The sequence below is a fragment of the Amycolatopsis sp. lyj-108 genome, from assembly GCF_046549005.1.
Lineage (GTDB): Bacteria > Actinomycetota > Actinomycetes > Mycobacteriales > Pseudonocardiaceae > Amycolatopsis.
Genome location: NZ_JAJPWQ010000003.1, coordinates 845,978 through 861,094, shown reverse-complemented (window position 1 = coordinate 861,094; position 15,117 = coordinate 845,978). Strand labels below are relative to the sequence as shown.

The 15,117-nt window shown below is 69.4% G+C and carries 15 protein-coding genes; 6 read left to right on the top strand and 9 right to left on the bottom strand.

The window, feature by feature from the left end; all coding sequences use genetic code 11:
* Nucleotides 1-17 precede the first annotated feature (17 nt).
* Entirely contained in the window at nucleotides 18-914 is an 897-nt protein-coding gene (locus ACLJO0_RS15655) for a DMT family transporter (protein WP_410579234.1), read from the bottom strand.
* Here ACLJO0_RS15655 and ACLJO0_RS15650 point away from each other — a divergent pair.
* Both ACLJO0_RS15650 and ACLJO0_RS15645 read left to right on the top strand, forming a co-directional pair.
* Nucleotides 913-2,337 carry a PLP-dependent aminotransferase family protein gene (locus tag ACLJO0_RS15650; RefSeq protein ID WP_410579233.1) on the top strand — a complete coding sequence of 475 codons (1,425 nt, stop codon included), beginning with the start codon at nucleotides 913-915 and terminating at the stop codon, nucleotides 2,335-2,337. The genes ACLJO0_RS15655 and ACLJO0_RS15650 overlap by 2 nt on opposite strands.
* 50 nt (nucleotides 2,338-2,387) lie before the next feature.
* Complete coding sequence (locus ACLJO0_RS15645) at nucleotides 2,388-3,086, top strand: Crp/Fnr family transcriptional regulator (protein ID WP_125793931.1); 699 nt, start codon at nucleotides 2,388-2,390, stop codon at nucleotides 3,084-3,086.
* Nucleotides 3,087-3,127: 41 nt separating this feature from the next.
* On the opposite strand, the gene ACLJO0_RS15640 is transcribed toward ACLJO0_RS15645, so the two are convergent.
* Nucleotides 3,128-3,712, bottom strand: coding sequence for a hypothetical protein (locus tag ACLJO0_RS15640; RefSeq protein WP_410579232.1), 585 nt, complete (start codon nucleotides 3,710-3,712; stop codon nucleotides 3,128-3,130).
* Between the two features lie 187 nt (nucleotides 3,713-3,899).
* On the opposite strand from ACLJO0_RS15640, the gene ACLJO0_RS15635 reads away from it, so the two are divergent.
* Nucleotides 3,900-5,420, top strand: coding sequence for a sialidase family protein (locus ACLJO0_RS15635; protein WP_410579231.1), 1,521 nt, complete (start codon nucleotides 3,900-3,902; stop codon nucleotides 5,418-5,420).
* Between the two features lie 335 nt (nucleotides 5,421-5,755).
* On the opposite strand, the gene ACLJO0_RS15630 is transcribed toward ACLJO0_RS15635, so the two are convergent.
* The 4 genes from ACLJO0_RS15630 to ACLJO0_RS15615 form a co-directional block, all read right to left on the bottom strand.
* A complete protein-coding gene (locus tag ACLJO0_RS15630) occupies nucleotides 5,756-6,223 on the bottom strand; it encodes a hypothetical protein (protein WP_410579230.1) in 468 nt (155 codons plus the stop codon).
* On the bottom strand, nucleotides 6,224-6,493 hold the full coding sequence (locus tag ACLJO0_RS15625; RefSeq protein ID WP_125783966.1) for a DUF1905 domain-containing protein: 270 nt from the start codon (nucleotides 6,491-6,493) through the stop codon (nucleotides 6,224-6,226).
* 39 nt (nucleotides 6,494-6,532) lie between these two features.
* Nucleotides 6,533-7,039: a flavodoxin domain-containing protein gene (locus ACLJO0_RS15620; RefSeq protein ID WP_199748973.1), complete on the bottom strand. Its 507-nt coding sequence runs from the start codon at nucleotides 7,037-7,039 to the stop codon at nucleotides 6,533-6,535.
* An 88-nt stretch (nucleotides 7,040-7,127) separates the two neighbouring features.
* Entirely contained in the window at nucleotides 7,128-8,342 is a 1,215-nt protein-coding gene (locus ACLJO0_RS15615) for a nitric oxide synthase oxygenase (RefSeq protein ID WP_410579229.1), read from the bottom strand.
* Nucleotides 8,343-8,717: 375 nt separating this feature from the next.
* Here ACLJO0_RS15615 and ACLJO0_RS15610 point away from each other — a divergent pair, with 375 nt between their 5' ends.
* Nucleotides 8,718-9,734 (top strand): CobW family GTP-binding protein, encoded by a 1,017-nt coding sequence (locus ACLJO0_RS15610; RefSeq protein WP_410579228.1) that lies wholly within the window; start codon nucleotides 8,718-8,720, stop codon nucleotides 9,732-9,734.
* A 102-nt stretch (nucleotides 9,735-9,836) separates the two neighbouring features.
* The gene (locus ACLJO0_RS15605; protein ID WP_125783960.1) at nucleotides 9,837-10,103 is read left to right on the top strand and encodes a hypothetical protein; all 267 of its coding nucleotides are present in this window, start codon (nucleotides 9,837-9,839) and stop codon (nucleotides 10,101-10,103) included.
* Nucleotides 10,104-10,175: 72 nt separating this feature from the next.
* Here ACLJO0_RS15605 and ligD read toward each other — a convergent pair whose 3' ends face one another.
* Genes ligD through ACLJO0_RS15590 form a run of 3 tightly spaced genes read right to left on the bottom strand, consistent with a single transcriptional unit; the run spans nucleotide 10,176 to nucleotide 13,464 of the window.
* Nucleotides 10,176-11,198, bottom strand: coding sequence for a non-homologous end-joining DNA ligase (ligD, locus tag ACLJO0_RS15600; RefSeq protein ID WP_410579227.1), 1,023 nt, complete (start codon nucleotides 11,196-11,198; stop codon nucleotides 10,176-10,178).
* Nucleotides 11,195-12,274 carry an ATP-dependent DNA ligase gene (locus ACLJO0_RS15595; protein WP_199748971.1) on the bottom strand — a complete coding sequence of 360 codons (1,080 nt, stop codon included), beginning with the start codon at nucleotides 12,272-12,274 and terminating at the stop codon, nucleotides 11,195-11,197. Before ACLJO0_RS15595 ends, ligD begins: the two co-directional genes overlap by 4 nt.
* Nucleotides 12,275-12,312: 38 nt before the next feature.
* Nucleotides 12,313-13,464: a DUF1015 family protein gene (locus ACLJO0_RS15590; RefSeq protein WP_410579226.1), complete on the bottom strand. Its 1,152-nt coding sequence runs from the start codon at nucleotides 13,462-13,464 to the stop codon at nucleotides 12,313-12,315.
* Between the two features lie 111 nt (nucleotides 13,465-13,575).
* Between ACLJO0_RS15590 and ACLJO0_RS15585 the strand changes: the two genes are divergently transcribed.
* Nucleotides 13,576-15,096: an MDR family MFS transporter gene (locus tag ACLJO0_RS15585; protein WP_410579225.1), complete on the top strand. Its 1,521-nt coding sequence runs from the start codon at nucleotides 13,576-13,578 to the stop codon at nucleotides 15,094-15,096.
* The last annotated feature ends 21 nt before the right edge of the window (nucleotides 15,097-15,117 follow it).

The window sequence follows — 15,117 nt, the reverse complement described above, 5'->3', positions numbered from 1 at the left end:
GGATTCGCGACGTTGATCTAGCTGCGGGACCGTTGAGTGACCACGATGCAGGCGACGACGATCAGCGCGGTCACCGGCGCGGCGGCCGGCAGGTGCTCGCCGAGCAGCAGGACCGCCCAGACCAGCGTCAGCAGCGGCTGGGCGAGCTGCAACTGACTCGCCCGCGCGACGCCGATCTCGGCCATTCCCCGGTACCAGGCGAAAAACCCGCCGAACTGCGAAATGAGCGCGACGTACAGCAGGCCGACGATCCCCTCGCCCGTGACGTGCAGCGGTTCGGTCGCGAGCCCGAACACGGCGAACGCGCCGGTGACCGGCAGCGCGAGGACCAGCGCCCACGCGATCACGTGCCAGCCCGCCATTTCCCTGGCCAGCCTGCCGCCCTCGGCGTACCCGAACGCGCACAGCACGAGCGCGCCGAACAGGAACAGGTCCGCTGTGGACAGTCCACCGCCGCTCTGCGCGACGGTGAACACCACGACCGCGCTCGCGCCGACCGCGGCGGCGAGCCAGAACCGGCGGGACGGCCGGTGCCCGGTCAGCCTCGACGAGATGACGGCGGTGGCCAGCGGCAGCAGCCCGATCACCACCGCGGAATGCGCCGTGGACGACGTCTTCAACGCGAGCGTGGTCAGGATCGGGAACGCGAGGACACAGCCGAGGGCGACCACGGCAAGGCCACGCCACTGATCGCGGCTCGGCAGCGGTACCCGGAAGACGCGGAGACAGGTGCCGGCGACCAGCGCGGCCAGGACACTGCGCAGCCCGGTGGCGGTCCACGCGTCGAAGCCTTTGAGCGCCCACACGGTGGCGGGGAAAGTGAACGAGAAGGCGAGGACCCCCAGCGCCGCCAACGCGGTCCCGGAGCGGACCGCTACTGCCCGGCCCGCGATAGCGCTATCATCCAGTCTCATGTCCGATGGTAGCAGCGTCACCAGCCTGGCCACACAGCTGCGGTCCGAGCTGGAGCGCTATCCGATCGAAGGAAAGCTGCCCTCCAGCCGGGAGCTGGTCCGGCAGCTGAAAGTGAGCCCGGTGACGGTGTCACGCGCCATCGCCGCACTGGCCGCCGAAGGCCTGGTGATCACCCGTCCCGGCGCCGGCGTCTTCCGTGCCCCGCCACCCCGGGAGGTAGCGGTGACCGGTGACGTGTCGTGGCAGGAGGTGGCGCTGAGTTCCCAATCCGGCGCCCGCGCCATCGACGCGAGCGGCGTGCTCGCCGCGCTGAGCGACCCGCCATCGGGAGTCATCGACCTCAACGGCGGCTACACGCATCCGAGCCTCCAGCCGGAACGCGAACTCGCGGCGGCCTCGGCCCGCGCCGGACGCCGCCCCGGCGCGTGGGCCAGGCCGCCGATCTGTGGCCTGCCCGAACTGCGGGCCTGGTTCGCCCGTGACATCGGCAGCCCGGTGAACGTCGAGAACGTGCTGATCACCTCGGGCGGGCAGAGCGCGCTGACCACGGCGTTGCGCGCGCTCTGCGCCCCCGGCGCGCCGGTGCTGGTGGAATCCCCGACGTATCCGGGGGTACTGGCCATCGCGCGGGCCTCGGGACTGCGGCCGGTCCCGGTGCCGATCGACCGCGACGGCGTCCGGCCCGAACTGCTCGCCGACGCCTTCCGCGACACCGGCGCGCGGCTGTTCGTCTGCCAGCCCGCGTTCCAGAACCCGACCGGCGCGGTGCTGTCCGCCGAACGCCGTGCCGAGGTCCTGCGGATCGCCCGTGACGCCGGCGCCTTCGTCATCGAGGACGACTTCGCCCGGCTGATGGCGCACCCCGGCAGCCCGGCTCCCCCGCCCCCGCTCGTGGCCGACGACCCCGACGGCGTCGTGGTGCACATCCGGTCGCTCACGAAACCGGCGTCACCGAGCCTGCGGATCAGCGCCCTCGCCGCCCGCGGCCCGGCATTGGAGCGGCTGCGCGGGCTCCACGCCGTCGAGAGTTTCTTCGTACCGCGGCCGCTGCAGGAAACCGCGCTCGAACTGGTGAGCTCTCCCGCCTGGTCGCGCCATCTGCGGACCCTCGCCACCGCGCTGCGGGAACGCCGCGACGTCGCCGTCTCGGCAGTGCGGGAGTTCCTGCCGTCCTGGACCGCCGTCCCGGTCCCGACCGGGGGCTATCACCTGTGGCAGCCGCTCCCCGCTTTCGCCGACGAAGTGGCGCTGACCAGCGCCGCTTTCCGTGCCGGAGTAGCGGTCACCCCCGGCCGGATGTACTTCGCGGCCGAGGCGCCGGGGCCCTATCTGCGGCTGAGCTACGTCAGCGCCGCGACAGGCGCGCAACTGCGCGACGGCATCCAGCGCCTTTCCCAGGCATACCAAGAGATCCCCGGTTAACGCCCGGCCGGGCCTGCTCGTACGATCGCGCACGGAGGCGACGAGAAGGCATGACACAGCCGGCGGCGGAGCCGCACGACCCACCCGGCAGGCTCTGGGAACTGCTCGACGACGGCCAGCGCAAGGCGCTGCGTGCCGAGGCCGAACTGCGCCGGTATCCGGCGGGAACGGTGATCATCCGGGAGGGTGACCGGTCGGATTGGGTGCTGATCCTGATGACCGGGCGGGTCAAGATCACGTCGGTGTCCACCGGCGGTTACGACGCCGTACTGGCCGTCCGCGATCCGGGCGACATCATCGGCGAGATGGCGTCGATGGACGGCAGCCTGCGCTCGGCCACCGCGATCGCCGTCGAGCCGGTCACCGGGCTGTGGCTGTCCTCGCGGGCATTCAACTCCGTGCTCCGCCGGCAGCCGGGCATCTCCGTCGTCCTGCTCCGGATCATCACCTCCCGCCTGCGCTACGCCAACTCGCGCCGCACCGAATTCGGGGACAGCACCGCCGCCGAACGCATCGCCGCGATCCTGGTCGACCTCGCCGAGCGGTACGGCGTGCCCGTCCCCGAAGGCATCCTGATCGCCCTGCGGATCAGCCAGCGCGACCTGGCGGGACTCGCGTCCGCGTCACGGGAAGCCGTCGCGCGGACCCTCCGCACCCTGCGCGCCGACGGGCTCCTCAGCACCGGCCGCCAGCGGCTCGTCGTCCGGAGCCTGAACGACCTCAGGCAGCTGGCACCCGACGACCACTGAGCCGCCATGGCAGGCCGAAGTGCCGCTCGACGCGTCTCCCCTCATCGGTGCACGGATCTCCGACGAAGCGAGGTCCGATGGCGTTCCACCCGCACGTCGAATCGGGTGAGCACCTCGTACACGGCCGGATCACCGGGATCGAACATGACGCGTCCACGGAGCAGACCGCTCAGCTCGGCCACCAGCGGGGCCGCCAGATCGTCGCGCACTTTGAGGATGGTCAGCGACGCGAGGCTGCGATGTTCCTTGTGCCACCCGGCGACGTCGACCCGCGCCGGCGCCTTCCGGAACCACCGCACGATCCGCGTGAAGGAACCCGCGACGCCCTGGCACAGCAGTTCCAGCGCCAGGAACGGCAGCAGGAGGAGCCCCAGCAACAAGTACACCGGAACGTGCACGAGTATCTCCGCGACGGCCAGCGTTCCCCACAGTCCGCGGGCCACCTTGTGCACGGATTCTCCCTCGCGCCCCTCCATGCTGTCGTCGTCAGGGAACTTCCAGTCCGCGGTGAGTTTGTGCTGCCGGTAACCGCCGGTGAGTCCCGCGATCGGCTGGACCCACCGGCGCCACGGCGCGAACCGGCGATCGACCGTCCACTCGCGCCCCTCGAGATCGAACACCTTCACCGGCCTCCCCCTTCCGATCTCGCGCCGTGTCCGACGGGAACGAGCTTGGCAGGGAAACCACCGTCCTTCTGCGTCACCTGACACAGAAGGCGAAACCGGGTTGTACGCGCCTTGTACGACGGCTGTACGAGCCGGAAGGACCCTGATGTCCCGTCACCCGGAATCGAATCCAGGACGGAGCACTCCCGTGAAGATCTCCCGCGTCGCACAGGGCCTGTTCGCGGCCCTCGTCGCCACCGCGGCGGTCGGCGCATCCCCGGCCACCTCTCTCGCCACCCCGGACACCGGCGACCGGATCTCCGCCGCCGCAGTCGGGAACACGTTGGTGTACAAAGAGAAAACAGAAGGTTACGACTGCTTCAGAATCCCCGCCATCGTCAAGGCGAACAACGGCGAACTGCTCGCGTTCGCCGAAGGCCGCAACGGCGGCGCCAGCTTCTGCAACGACAGCGGCGACATCGATCTCGTCGTGAAACGCTCGGCGGACAACGGCAGGACCTGGAGCGCGCCGAAGATCGTCATCGAAGGTTTCGGTGACACCAAAGGAAATCCGACGCCGATCGTGATCCCGTCCACCGGACGGATCGTGCTGCTCTCGGTGATGGAATGCGTCAAGAACCCCGACTGCAACCGGATTCCGCGCGTCTCGATCAGCGACGATCACGGCAAGACCTGGACCGCGCCCAAGGTACTCACCACCCAGCTCGGGTTCGACTCCGCGCCGGGCTGGCTCGCGACCGGCCCGTCACACGGCATCGTGCTGACCCGCGGCGCGCACGCCGGCCGGATCGTCGCCGGGATGAGCTACACCATCGACGGCAAGAACAGCGGCGCGCTCGTCTACAGCGACGACCAAGGTGTCACGTGGAAGCGCGGCGCCACCGACACTCCGGCGTTGTCGGCCGCGCTGAACCCGCAGGAAATCAGCGTCACCGAACTGCTCGACGGCCGGGTCTACGCCGCAGCGCGGAACCAGGCCAACAACGGCAACAAATGCCTCAGTGGCGGCGCGAAGAACCGCGCCTACGCCATCAGCTCCGACGGTGGGGCGAGCTTCTCCACCAAGTTCACCTTCGAGGAGGATCTGATCACCCCGGTGGTGCAGGCTTCGACCGCGCGGATGACCGCGACCGACAAGGCGGGCAAGTACAACCGGATCCTGTTCGCCGCACCGTCGGTCTGCGACCGCCGCAAGGAACTCGTCGTCCGGTCTTCCTTCGACGAGGGCGCGAACTGGCAGGGCAACTCCGCCGGAACGCTGGTGTGGAGCGGCGACGCCGCGTACTCAGACATGGTCCAGCTGTCTTCGGGTTCGGTCGGCGTGCTGTACGAAGCGGGCCCGGCCGGCAACGCCAACGAGACCATCCGCTTCTCGACGGTCACCGAGACCACGCTCGGAGCCCCGGTGTGCGGCGGCGGATACGGCGTGATCGACTCGGAACCGCTCGGGACGGCGGGCACGGTTTACCTGTCCTACAACGCTTCCAACGGACAGAACTGTGTCAGCACGATGAAAAGCGCATCCGCCGGAACCGCGACCGCGACGTCGGCCTACCTCGAGGTGGCCGGGTCTTCCCGGATCACCGACTCCGGGGCGTTCTCGTGGTTCGCCGGCCCGGTGCGGGCGTCCGCCGCGGGCAAATGCGTGAAGTGGGGCGGTTCCGCGGGCGGAACGACGTACAACAGCCCGTCGGAACACTGCGGCTGAGCACCTGGGCCGCAAGTCCATGCGGTACCGGCACTGCTTCAAGTACATGATGGCCCCCTTCCTTGAGCTAGGCGCAAGGAAGGGGGCCATCATGTACTTTCGGGCGAAGTTCCCGCGGCTGGACCCTCGTCGGCCTGTAGCGGGTAGGACGGTGCGTGGTGTCACCTCGCGCAGGCAAGCCAGCTGGCCGTGAAGGCCTCCTTGCCTACCCTGAAGGTAGTGAAGGAGGCCCTCGCTACCCGCCGACGCGATCCCTGGTGACGCTGCGACCACCGTGACATCGGCGTCCGGCGCAGTGCGCCACTGCCGCGGTTGCGCCCGCACCACTCAAAAAGTCATTTAGGCGGGCGCAGCCGCGGGGAAAGCTTGGTGAGCGCCAACGCTTCCAACCGTTTCGAAATCTCCGCGAGCCCGGCGTCGAACCGGTCCAGATCGACGCCCTTGTCGGCCAGGTCGTCGCGGACGTGCTTCTCCACCTTCGCCCAGTCGTTGCGGTACCGGGTGGCGAGTTCCTTCCACGGCACGCCTGCCAGCCCGGCGATGAGGCCGCTGTCGTAGGCGAGCACGCCGCGTTCCATCAAGTACGCGATGCCCGGATAGCCGAGGTAGCCCTGCCAGTAGGACCCGTTGTCGTTGGCCGTGATCGACCCCGCGGCCGGATCGTGGCGGACGTCGTACGTCTTGGCCTTGTCCGACGAGGCGACGCGCGCCGTGTCACCGTCGATCTCGATCCGGCCGTCGGCCACCGCGCCGAGTGCCTCGTAGATCTTGATGACCGGGGACGGCTTCCACTCCGCGGCCACTCAGCCCTCGAGCCGCTCGAGCAGGACGACGTCCACCGTGTCACCTTCCTCTTTGCCGATCGCTTTGCGCACATCGGCCTTCACCGGGAGCTTGTGGGTGCCGTCGCCCAGCGCCATGAACGAACTCCGGAACGGATGTCCGTCGATGGTCCCGCGGACCTTCACCAGCCCCTTGGTACCGAAGTACTCGGCGGAGCCGGGCATGACGACGTACGTCCAGCCGCCCTTCTCCGGGCTTTTGAGCAGCTTCGCAGTGAACCGTTTGTCCATGAAGGCATCGTACGACAGGCCACCGACGAAACCGGTACTTCAAAGGGTGACGCGGATGCGCACGCGGCGGCCGACGTCGCGGGCCCAGGCCCGGATCGACGGCCAGTCGCGGAAGTCGCCAGCCCAGGGGCCCGCGGCCATGATCTTCCAGAACAGGCCGCTCGCGGTGGCCGGGGTGAGCCTGCCGCCGAAGGTGGCCGTGCGTTCGGCGTCGATCCTCGCGGCCAGCAGGGCGACCCCCGCGGGCAAGCTCACCCGTTTGCCCGCGGCGAGCGGCCCGCAGGGCCCGCTGTGGAACAACCACACCGGACGGTTCCGGAGCGCCTCTTCGTGTTCGGTGAGCAGCCGCACCGCCTCGGGGCGCCAACGCCGGTGGTGCAGTGCGCTCCCGACGATCACCGCGCCGTACGGTTCGACGTCGTCGACTTCGGCCGCGTCCAAAAGATCGGCCGTCAGTCCGGCTTCCCGCAGCTCGGCGGCGATCACCTCGGCGATCTCCCTTGTCCCACCGGATCTGCCGGCGTGGGCGACGAGCACTGCGGTCATGCCACCATTCTCCGCGCGGCCGCTACCCGTGCCACCGTCCGGCCCGTCGACACGCCGCATTCGGCTCACCTCTTCACCCGTCGGAGCGCTACCCGGGAGGCAGGAACGCCGGTCTCGCGGCCGGATCCGGTTCGTCGTAGTAGCGGTGGAACACGGCGGTCTGCCCGCCGGACAGCGGCGGGACGATCCAGCTCCAGTCCGCCTGGCACCGACGGCCCGCACGCTCCTCCTTGGCGATATGCGTGAGGAACCGCCGCGATTCGGTGTGGTGATCGGCGATGGTCACACCCGCCGCGTCGAAGGAGTGCTGGACGGCCAACGTCAGTTCGACCAGCGCGCGGTCGCGCCACAGGGTGCGTTCCGACTTCGTCGACAGCCCCATCAGGTCCGCGATCACCGGCAGCAGGTCGTAGCGGTCGGTGTCGGCCAGGTTCCGCGCGCCGATCTCGGTGGCGAGGTACCAGCCGTTGAACGGCGCCGCGGGGTAGGTGATCCCGCCGATGACCAGCCGCATGTTGCTGATCGCCGGCACCGCGTGCCAGCGCAGTCCGAGCCCGGCGAACCAGCGGTGGTCGGGATGCGACAGCGGGACTTCCAGCACGGCGTCCGACGGCAGCCGGAACAGGCGCCGCTCCCCCGGTTCGGACTCGATGAGCAGCGGGAGCACGTCGAAGGAACCCTTGCGCTCGGGCGGGCGCCAGCCGTGCTCCTGGACGGTTTCGGTGAAGTCGGCGTGGCGCGGGTCGCCCAGCACCGAGCCGTCGCCGAGCCGATGGCCTGCGTAGCGGATCAGCTGCTCGTTGTGGATCTTCGGGCCGGGTCCCGCCGGACCGTCCGGCGCGAACACGGTGATGGTCGAGCGGATCCGGCCGCCTCGGGTCGCCTCCCGCAGATGGGTGACGCACTCCTCGGCGATGGCGGCGGCGCCGTCGACGTCACGGCGGTCCCGCACCTTCAGCCCTTGCCAGTACAGCCTGCCGATGCACCGCGCGGAGTTCCGCCAGGCCACCCTGGCGCCGAACTCGACCTCGGCCGCGGTGTGCCGGTACGTCCCCGTCGCGTGGATCTCGGCGCGGACCCGGTCGAGCCGCTCGCCAAGCCCCGCGGTCCCGCCGTCCGTTTCGGCGTGGAAGAGCCGGAGGAAGTCCTCCGCCTCGGCCGGGTCCACGCTCCGTTCCCGCGACACCACCTCCGGAGGCAAGCGGGGGATATCCGTCACCCGCATGGAGGCCGTCGTCACCTCGGCCTCCCACTCTCCGAATTCGACGCCGGCACCGGCGGCGGCGGCGGGAACGATCACCATTCCTCCTGCACTCGGAAATGCCCGGAGGATCTTGCCCGCACGGCGAGCCGGCCGGGTCCGGACCAGACGAAAGACGATACCCCACCGAAAGAAGGCCACGATCCACCAAATGGCAGATGCTTCGTCCGCGCTGACATTTCAGCAGGCAGAAAGCTTGCCGACGACAATATTTGGAATTGCCTGCGACTTCGCGGAAGATTCACCGAATTGCGCCGGACGAAATGATCACACCCACTCAAGATCGCTTTATGATCGTCCTTAATCACTCTTTCGAGCGTATTCATCCGCAGGCTCTTATGCTCTTTCCCCGGACCGGTGTATTGCCCCGCGTCCGCCGTCGCTAGAGTGCGGGAAGCTCCGACGGAAAGGAAAATCGTGGTCGACAGGCGGATTCCGGTCATCCTGGTCGCGGGCTTCCTCGGCTCCGGCAAGACCACCCTGCTCAACCATCTGCTGGCCAACCGGCAGGGCGCGCGGATCGGTGTCGTGGTCAACGACTTCGGCAGCATCGCGGTCGACGCGATGGCCGTTTCGGGCCAGGTCGACACCATGATGTCGTTCGGCAACGGCTGCCTGTGCTGCGCCGTCGACGCGAGCGGCCTCGACGCCATGCTCGCCAAGCTTTCCGAGGCCGAGGCAGGCATCGACGTCATCGTGATCGAAGCCAGCGGACTCGCCGAACCACGTGACCTCATCCGCTTGATGATCGCCAGCGAGAACCCCGCCATCGCCTACGGCGGGCTGGTCGAACTCGTCGACGCGGCCGAGTTCGAGGCGACCAGGAAGCGGCATCCGGAACTGGACGAGCACCTCGGGTTCGCCGACCTGGTCGTGCTCAACAAGACCGACCGGGCCGACGAGGACGCCCTGGCCAAACTGCGCGGCACGATCGACGAGATCGCACCCGGCACGCCGGTGATCGCGACCTCCCACGGCCGGATCGACCCGACCCTGTTCTTCGACGCGCGGCCGCGCGAACGGGCCGGGCAGCTATCGTTCGACGATCTCCGCGAGGAAGAGCACGACCACGAGCACCACTTCCACACCGCGTACGACAGCGTCGCCTTCACCGCCGAACGGCCGCTCGACCCGCGACGGCTGATGGACTTCCTCGAACAGCGTCCCGGCGGGCTCTACCGGATCAAGGGTTTCCTCGACTTCGGCCCGAACGGCGAGCAGTCCCGGTTCGGCCTGCACACGGTGGGCTCGTTCATCCAGCTGGAACGATCGGCGTGGCCGTCCGGCCAGCCGCGCCGGAGCGAGCTGGTGCTGATCGGCTCAGGAATCGACACCGAGGCCGTCACCGCGCGTCTCCAGGAGTGCGTCGCGGACGATCCCGAGGTCGTCGACGAGCGCGGCATGCTGCGCGTCCTGCGGTTCATTCCGGACTGACACGCCGAAAGGCCGAAATACCGGGAATCGCGGCGAGTCTCGTTGACACTGGCCTGCGGAAGGAATCTCGAGCTGGACCACCTGTATCGGGAGGACAGTTCCATGACGAACACCGCCGGACGCTGGTACCTGGTCGGCGCGCTGCCGGAGGACTCCCCCGCCGCGCACCTGATGACCCGCTCCGAAGACCTCCGCTATCGGCGTTCCGCCTGCGGGGAAAAGGAATCCCGCCTGTGGACGCCGGTGGATCTCACCGGCACCGACGTCGCCCCGTGCCCGCGCTGCGCCGCGACCCTGCCGAGCCACCGGTCCACCCGCAAGGCCGAACCCGCCGTGCACACCCAGCTCGCCTTCGACCTGCCACTCTGACCGCAATTCGGCACCAGGTTGCGATCCTTGCGCTTCGCAATCATCGCAACCAGGTGCCGAATTGCGTGGTACTCAGTCCTTCTTCGCCCTGCTTGGAACGACCTTCGCCCGGCTCGGGGCGACCCGGGGCGGCTCGTTCGGCATCTTCGGGTAGACGGGCGGCCATGGCGCGTCCATGAGCCCGCTCGCCATATCCTTTCGCGACATTTCCAGCAGCGGCTCGATCGACTGCGGTTTCGTTCCCGCCCAAGGGTCTCCGCGTTCGGCGAGCCGAGCGGGCACAGTGGACAGCGTGAGCTCGTCCGGCTCGACGGTGTCCAGTTCGTCCCAGCCGATCGGCGTCGACACCTGTCCGCCGGCCCGCGGCCGCACGCACCACGCGCCGAACACCGTCTTGTGCGGCGCGTTCTGGTTGAAGTCGACGAACACCCGCGAGCCGCGTTCTTCCTTCCACCACTGGGCCGTCATCTCCTCCGGGTGGCGGCGCTCGAGTTCGCGAGCGAGCGCGACGGCGGCCGCGCGGACCTCGTAGCCGTCCCACTTCGGTTCCAACGGCACGTACAGATGCAGGCCGCGCGAGCCCGAGGTCTTCAGTTGCGCGGCGATGCCCAGCTCGTCGAGCAACGCCTTCGTCAGGACGGCACCGTGCCGCAATTCGGGGAAGCCGATCCCCGGCGACGGGTCGAGGTCGACGCGCAGCTGATCGCTGATGTCCGGCGCGTCGGCCCGGTTCGGCCAGACGTGGAAACCGAGGCAGCCCTGGTTCACCGCCCAGACGACGTGGGCGAGGTCCTTCGCCACGAGCGCGTCCGAAGTGGTCCCGTTCGGAGTGGACACCACCGTCGTGGTCAGCCAGTCCGGCGCGTTCTTCGGGACCCGCTTCTGGAACCACGACTTCCCGCCCGCGCCGTCCGGATAGCGCTCCAGCAGCAGCGGCCTGCCGCCGAGCTGTGCCAGCAGCGGCCCCGAAACGGCGCGGTAGTACTCGACGAGGTCCAATTTGGTCTCGCCGTTCTCCGGGAAGTAGACCTTGCCCGGATTGGACACCGTGAACTCGACGCCGTCGAGGTCCAGCGTGACCGGCTCCGCTTTCATGCTTCCCCCAGCTCGGTGAACAAGGTGGCCAGCTCGGCGGGCGGGACCTCTTCGAGCTGCGCGTACGTGCACGAGGCCGGTTCACGGTCCGGGCGGAAGCGCACGAGCCGCCCACCGTGGCGGAACCGCGTGCCCTCGACGTGCTCGTAGCGGACCTCGGCGACCCACTCGATGCGGACCGGCTCCCAGCTCAGATCCTTCTTCGGCGCCCACCGGCTGCCCGCGCCCGGCATGCGGCCGCCCGCCTCTTCGTGCGCCTCGGCCCACTCGCGCCAGGGATGGTTCTCCAGCGCGTTCTCGCGCAGCGGCGCGAGCTCGTCCACCAGCTCACGACGCCTCGCGGCGGTGAAACTGCTGGCCACGCCCACGTGGTTCAGGACGCCTTCGTCGTTGTAGAGCCCGAGCAGCAGCGATCCGACCCCGACGCCGTCCTTGTGCCACCGGAATCCGGCGACGACGCAGTCCGCGGTGCGCTGGTGCTTGACCTTCCACATCACCCGTTTGTCCTGTTCGTACGGTGCGTCGGCGGGTTTGGCCATCACACCGTCGAACCCCGCGCCCTCGAAGCGGGTGAACCAGTCCTGGGCGACGTCGGGATCTTCGGACAGCGGGGTGAGATGCACCCGCGCGAACTTCGTGTCGACGACGCTCTCGAGCAGTTTCCGCCGTTCCTCGAACGGCTCCGGCGTCAAATCGCGGTCACCGAGGGCGAGCAGGTCGAACACCACGAAACTGGCAGGCGTCTCCGCGGCCAGTTTGGTCACCCGGGACGCGGCCGGGTGCAGGCGCAGCTGGAGCGCCTCGAAGTCGAGCCCGCCTTCGGTGACCAGCACGATCTCGCCGTCGACGACGCAGCGCTCGGGCAGCGCGTCCTTGAGCAGGTCCACCAGTTCGGGGAAGTACCTCGTCAGCGGCCTGTCGTTGCGCGAGCCGAGCACGACCTCGTCACCGTCGCGGAAGACCACGCAACGAAAGCCGTCCCACTTCGGCTCGTACAGCAGCCCCGGCGTGCGCGGCAGTTCGTGCACGGCCTTGGCCAGCATCGGCTTCACGGGCGGCATCACGGGCAGTTCCACGAGGTGATCCTAGGCCGGGCCACCGACAAAAGCGCGGCTCAAAGCTCGGCAAGCAGGAGCCCGCTGCGCGGTTTCGGCGTGAAATAGGTGGCCTTCCTCGGCATCCGCGACCCGGCCGCGTGCACGGCGAGCACCTGCGCGTACGGGACCGGGGCCAGCAGCAATACCGCGTCCGCGTCTTCGGGCACCGGCACGCCCGGCAGCAACGGCCGCACGTTCGGCCCCTCCGGATCGACGCCGAGTGCCCCGCGGAGCAGCCTCTGTTCGACCACGGCGTGGTCACCGCCGGCTTTGCCGAGCACCACCCGGAAGGCTGAATCGCCTGCCAGCACGGTCACTTCACCCTCCTCGGCCGGCGGGTCCGGCCGTCCTGGATGGACGTCGAACCCCGCCTCTTTCCATCGCCGGGCCAGCGTGTCCGCGTCGAATCCGGTGCCAGTGAGCACGCGGTGGATGGGGCCGATCCGCAGCGCCGGTCCGCCGGTGACGAGTGCCAGCAACGCGCCGCGCCCCGATTTCGCGGCGGCCGCGACGCGGTGATTTCCGTCCGCGACCAGGAGATCCATCTCGTCCAGTGCGGCCAGCAGTTCGGACTGGCCCTCGCCGGGACCGGCGAGCCACAGTTCGTGCTCACGGCCCGCGGCGTCCACTGTGGACAGACTGGGCGCCTGCCCGCGGCAGAGCCGTTCGATCAGCGCGGTCAGCTCGCGGCCGCCGGTCGCGGGGACGAGCATGGCCGCACTCGTGGCGACGCCGAGCCCGGCGAGCATCGCGGCCCGTTCCTCGACGACGTCCGGATAGACGTCCTCGGTGTGCCGGACCCGCGTCACCCCGTCGTCCCGGACCGCTGCCGGGTCGACCAGGCACAGCACGCCCAGCGCGACCCCGTCCGGCCCGTCGATGCGATACGGCGCCACGACGTCGGCGACAGGCCGGTAGTGCCGTTGCCGGATGCGTTCGAAGGTGGCCCTGGCCAGCGGCAACGCCGCCTCGATCGAGAGGCCGCCCGCCAGCGCGGCCGGAGTCCTGGCCGGATGCTGGACCGCCAGCAGACTGTCGCCGCGTGCCTCGGCGAGCGCGGCGGCCACCCGGTCCGGGTCGGCGAACTCGTCGACGTCGGGTCCCGGGACGGTGTCGCGGACAACCCAGCCACGGTCGATCGGGCGGATCCAGGTGCTCATCCGATCCATTTTGCGGGATAGCTCACGGAAAAAATCGGTCCCATGACCGGGTGTCCCCATGGAATGCTTACCCATGCGAAGTAGTTGACCCCCTTCATGAGCCCGAGGAGACCGCCACAGATGACGCCCCCGGCCCCGGTCACCGCGAAGGAAGGGGTCGGTTTCCGCTCCGAACGCGGCCCCGTCCTGATCGCCGTGATGCTGTGTTCCGGCCTGATCGCGCTGGACTCGACCATCATCGCGACGGCGGTGCCGTCGGTGGTCGCCGATCTCGGCGGGTTCTCGCAGTTCCCCTGGCTGTTCTCGATCTATCTGCTGACCCAGGCGGTCACCGTTCCGCTGTACGGCAAGTTCGCCGACGTGCTCGGCAGGCGTCCGGTGATGTTCTTCGGGATCGCGGCGTTCCTGCTGGGCTCGGTGCTGTGCGGCGCGGCATGGAGCATGCCGGTGCTGATCGCGGCCCGCGCGGTGCAGGGCATCGGCGCGGGCGCGATCCAGCCGATCGCACTGACCATGGTCGGCGACATGTACACCGTCGAGGAACGCGCCAGGGTGCAGGGCTACCTCGCCAGCGTGTGGGCCATCTCGTCGGTGGTCGGGCCGACGCTGGGCGGCGTGTTCGCGGAGTACCTCGACTGGCGCTGGATCTTCTTCATCAACCTGCCGCTCGGCGCGCTGGCGGCGTGGATGCTGTTCCGGAACTTCCGCGAGCGCGTCGAACGCCGCTCGCACCGCATCGACTACACCGGCGCCACGCTGCTCACCCTCGGCTGTTCGCTGTTGATCCTCGGCCTGCTGGAAGGCGGGGTCGCCTGGGGCTGGGCGTCCGCGCCGAGCGTGGCGATCTTCGCCGCCTCCGCGGTACTGCTGGTGGCCTTCGTATTCGTGGAACGCAGGGTCGAGGAACCGGTGCTGCCACTGTGGATCTTCACCAAACGGACGTTGATCGGCGGGAACCTGGTCGCCGTCGTGGTCGGCATGCTGCTGATGGGCCTCACGTCTTATCTGCCGACCTTCTCGCAGGGCGTGCTCGGCACCGGCGCGCTCGTCGCCGGATTCGCACTGGCGGCGCTGACCGTCGGCTGGCCGATCTCGGCGTCGCTGGCGGGCCGGATCTACATGCGGATCGGGTTCCGGGACACCGCGCTGATCGGCAGCGGGATCGTCATCGCGGGCGCGGCGCTCACCGTGTTCCTGGCGGCGGGTTCGTCGATCTGGCTGGCGGCCGCGGCCGCGTTCGTCCTGGGACTGGGGCTGGGCCTGGCGTCGAGCCCGACGCTGATCGCCGTGCAGTCCACGATCGGGTGGGAACGCCGCGGCGTCGTCACCGCGACCAACATGTTCAGCCGTTCGCTCGGCAGCGCCGTGGGCGTGGCGATCTTCGGCGCGATCGCGAACGCCACCCTGGCGAGCCGCTTCGCCAGCCCGCCAGCGGGGGTCACCGGCCTGCCGTCCGGCGTCGACGCGACCAGCATCGTCCTCGAGGGCCACGGCCCGGACACCCCGACGACGACGTTCGTGCGCGGCGCCCTCGCGGACGCCACGCACCACGTCTTCCTGGCCATGCTGGTGGTCGCCGTGCTCAGTGTCGGCGCGCTGCTGCTGATGCCGCGGCGCACCGAAGAGCTGAAGTTCGACTAGCGCGTGAGGGTGGTGCGCCAC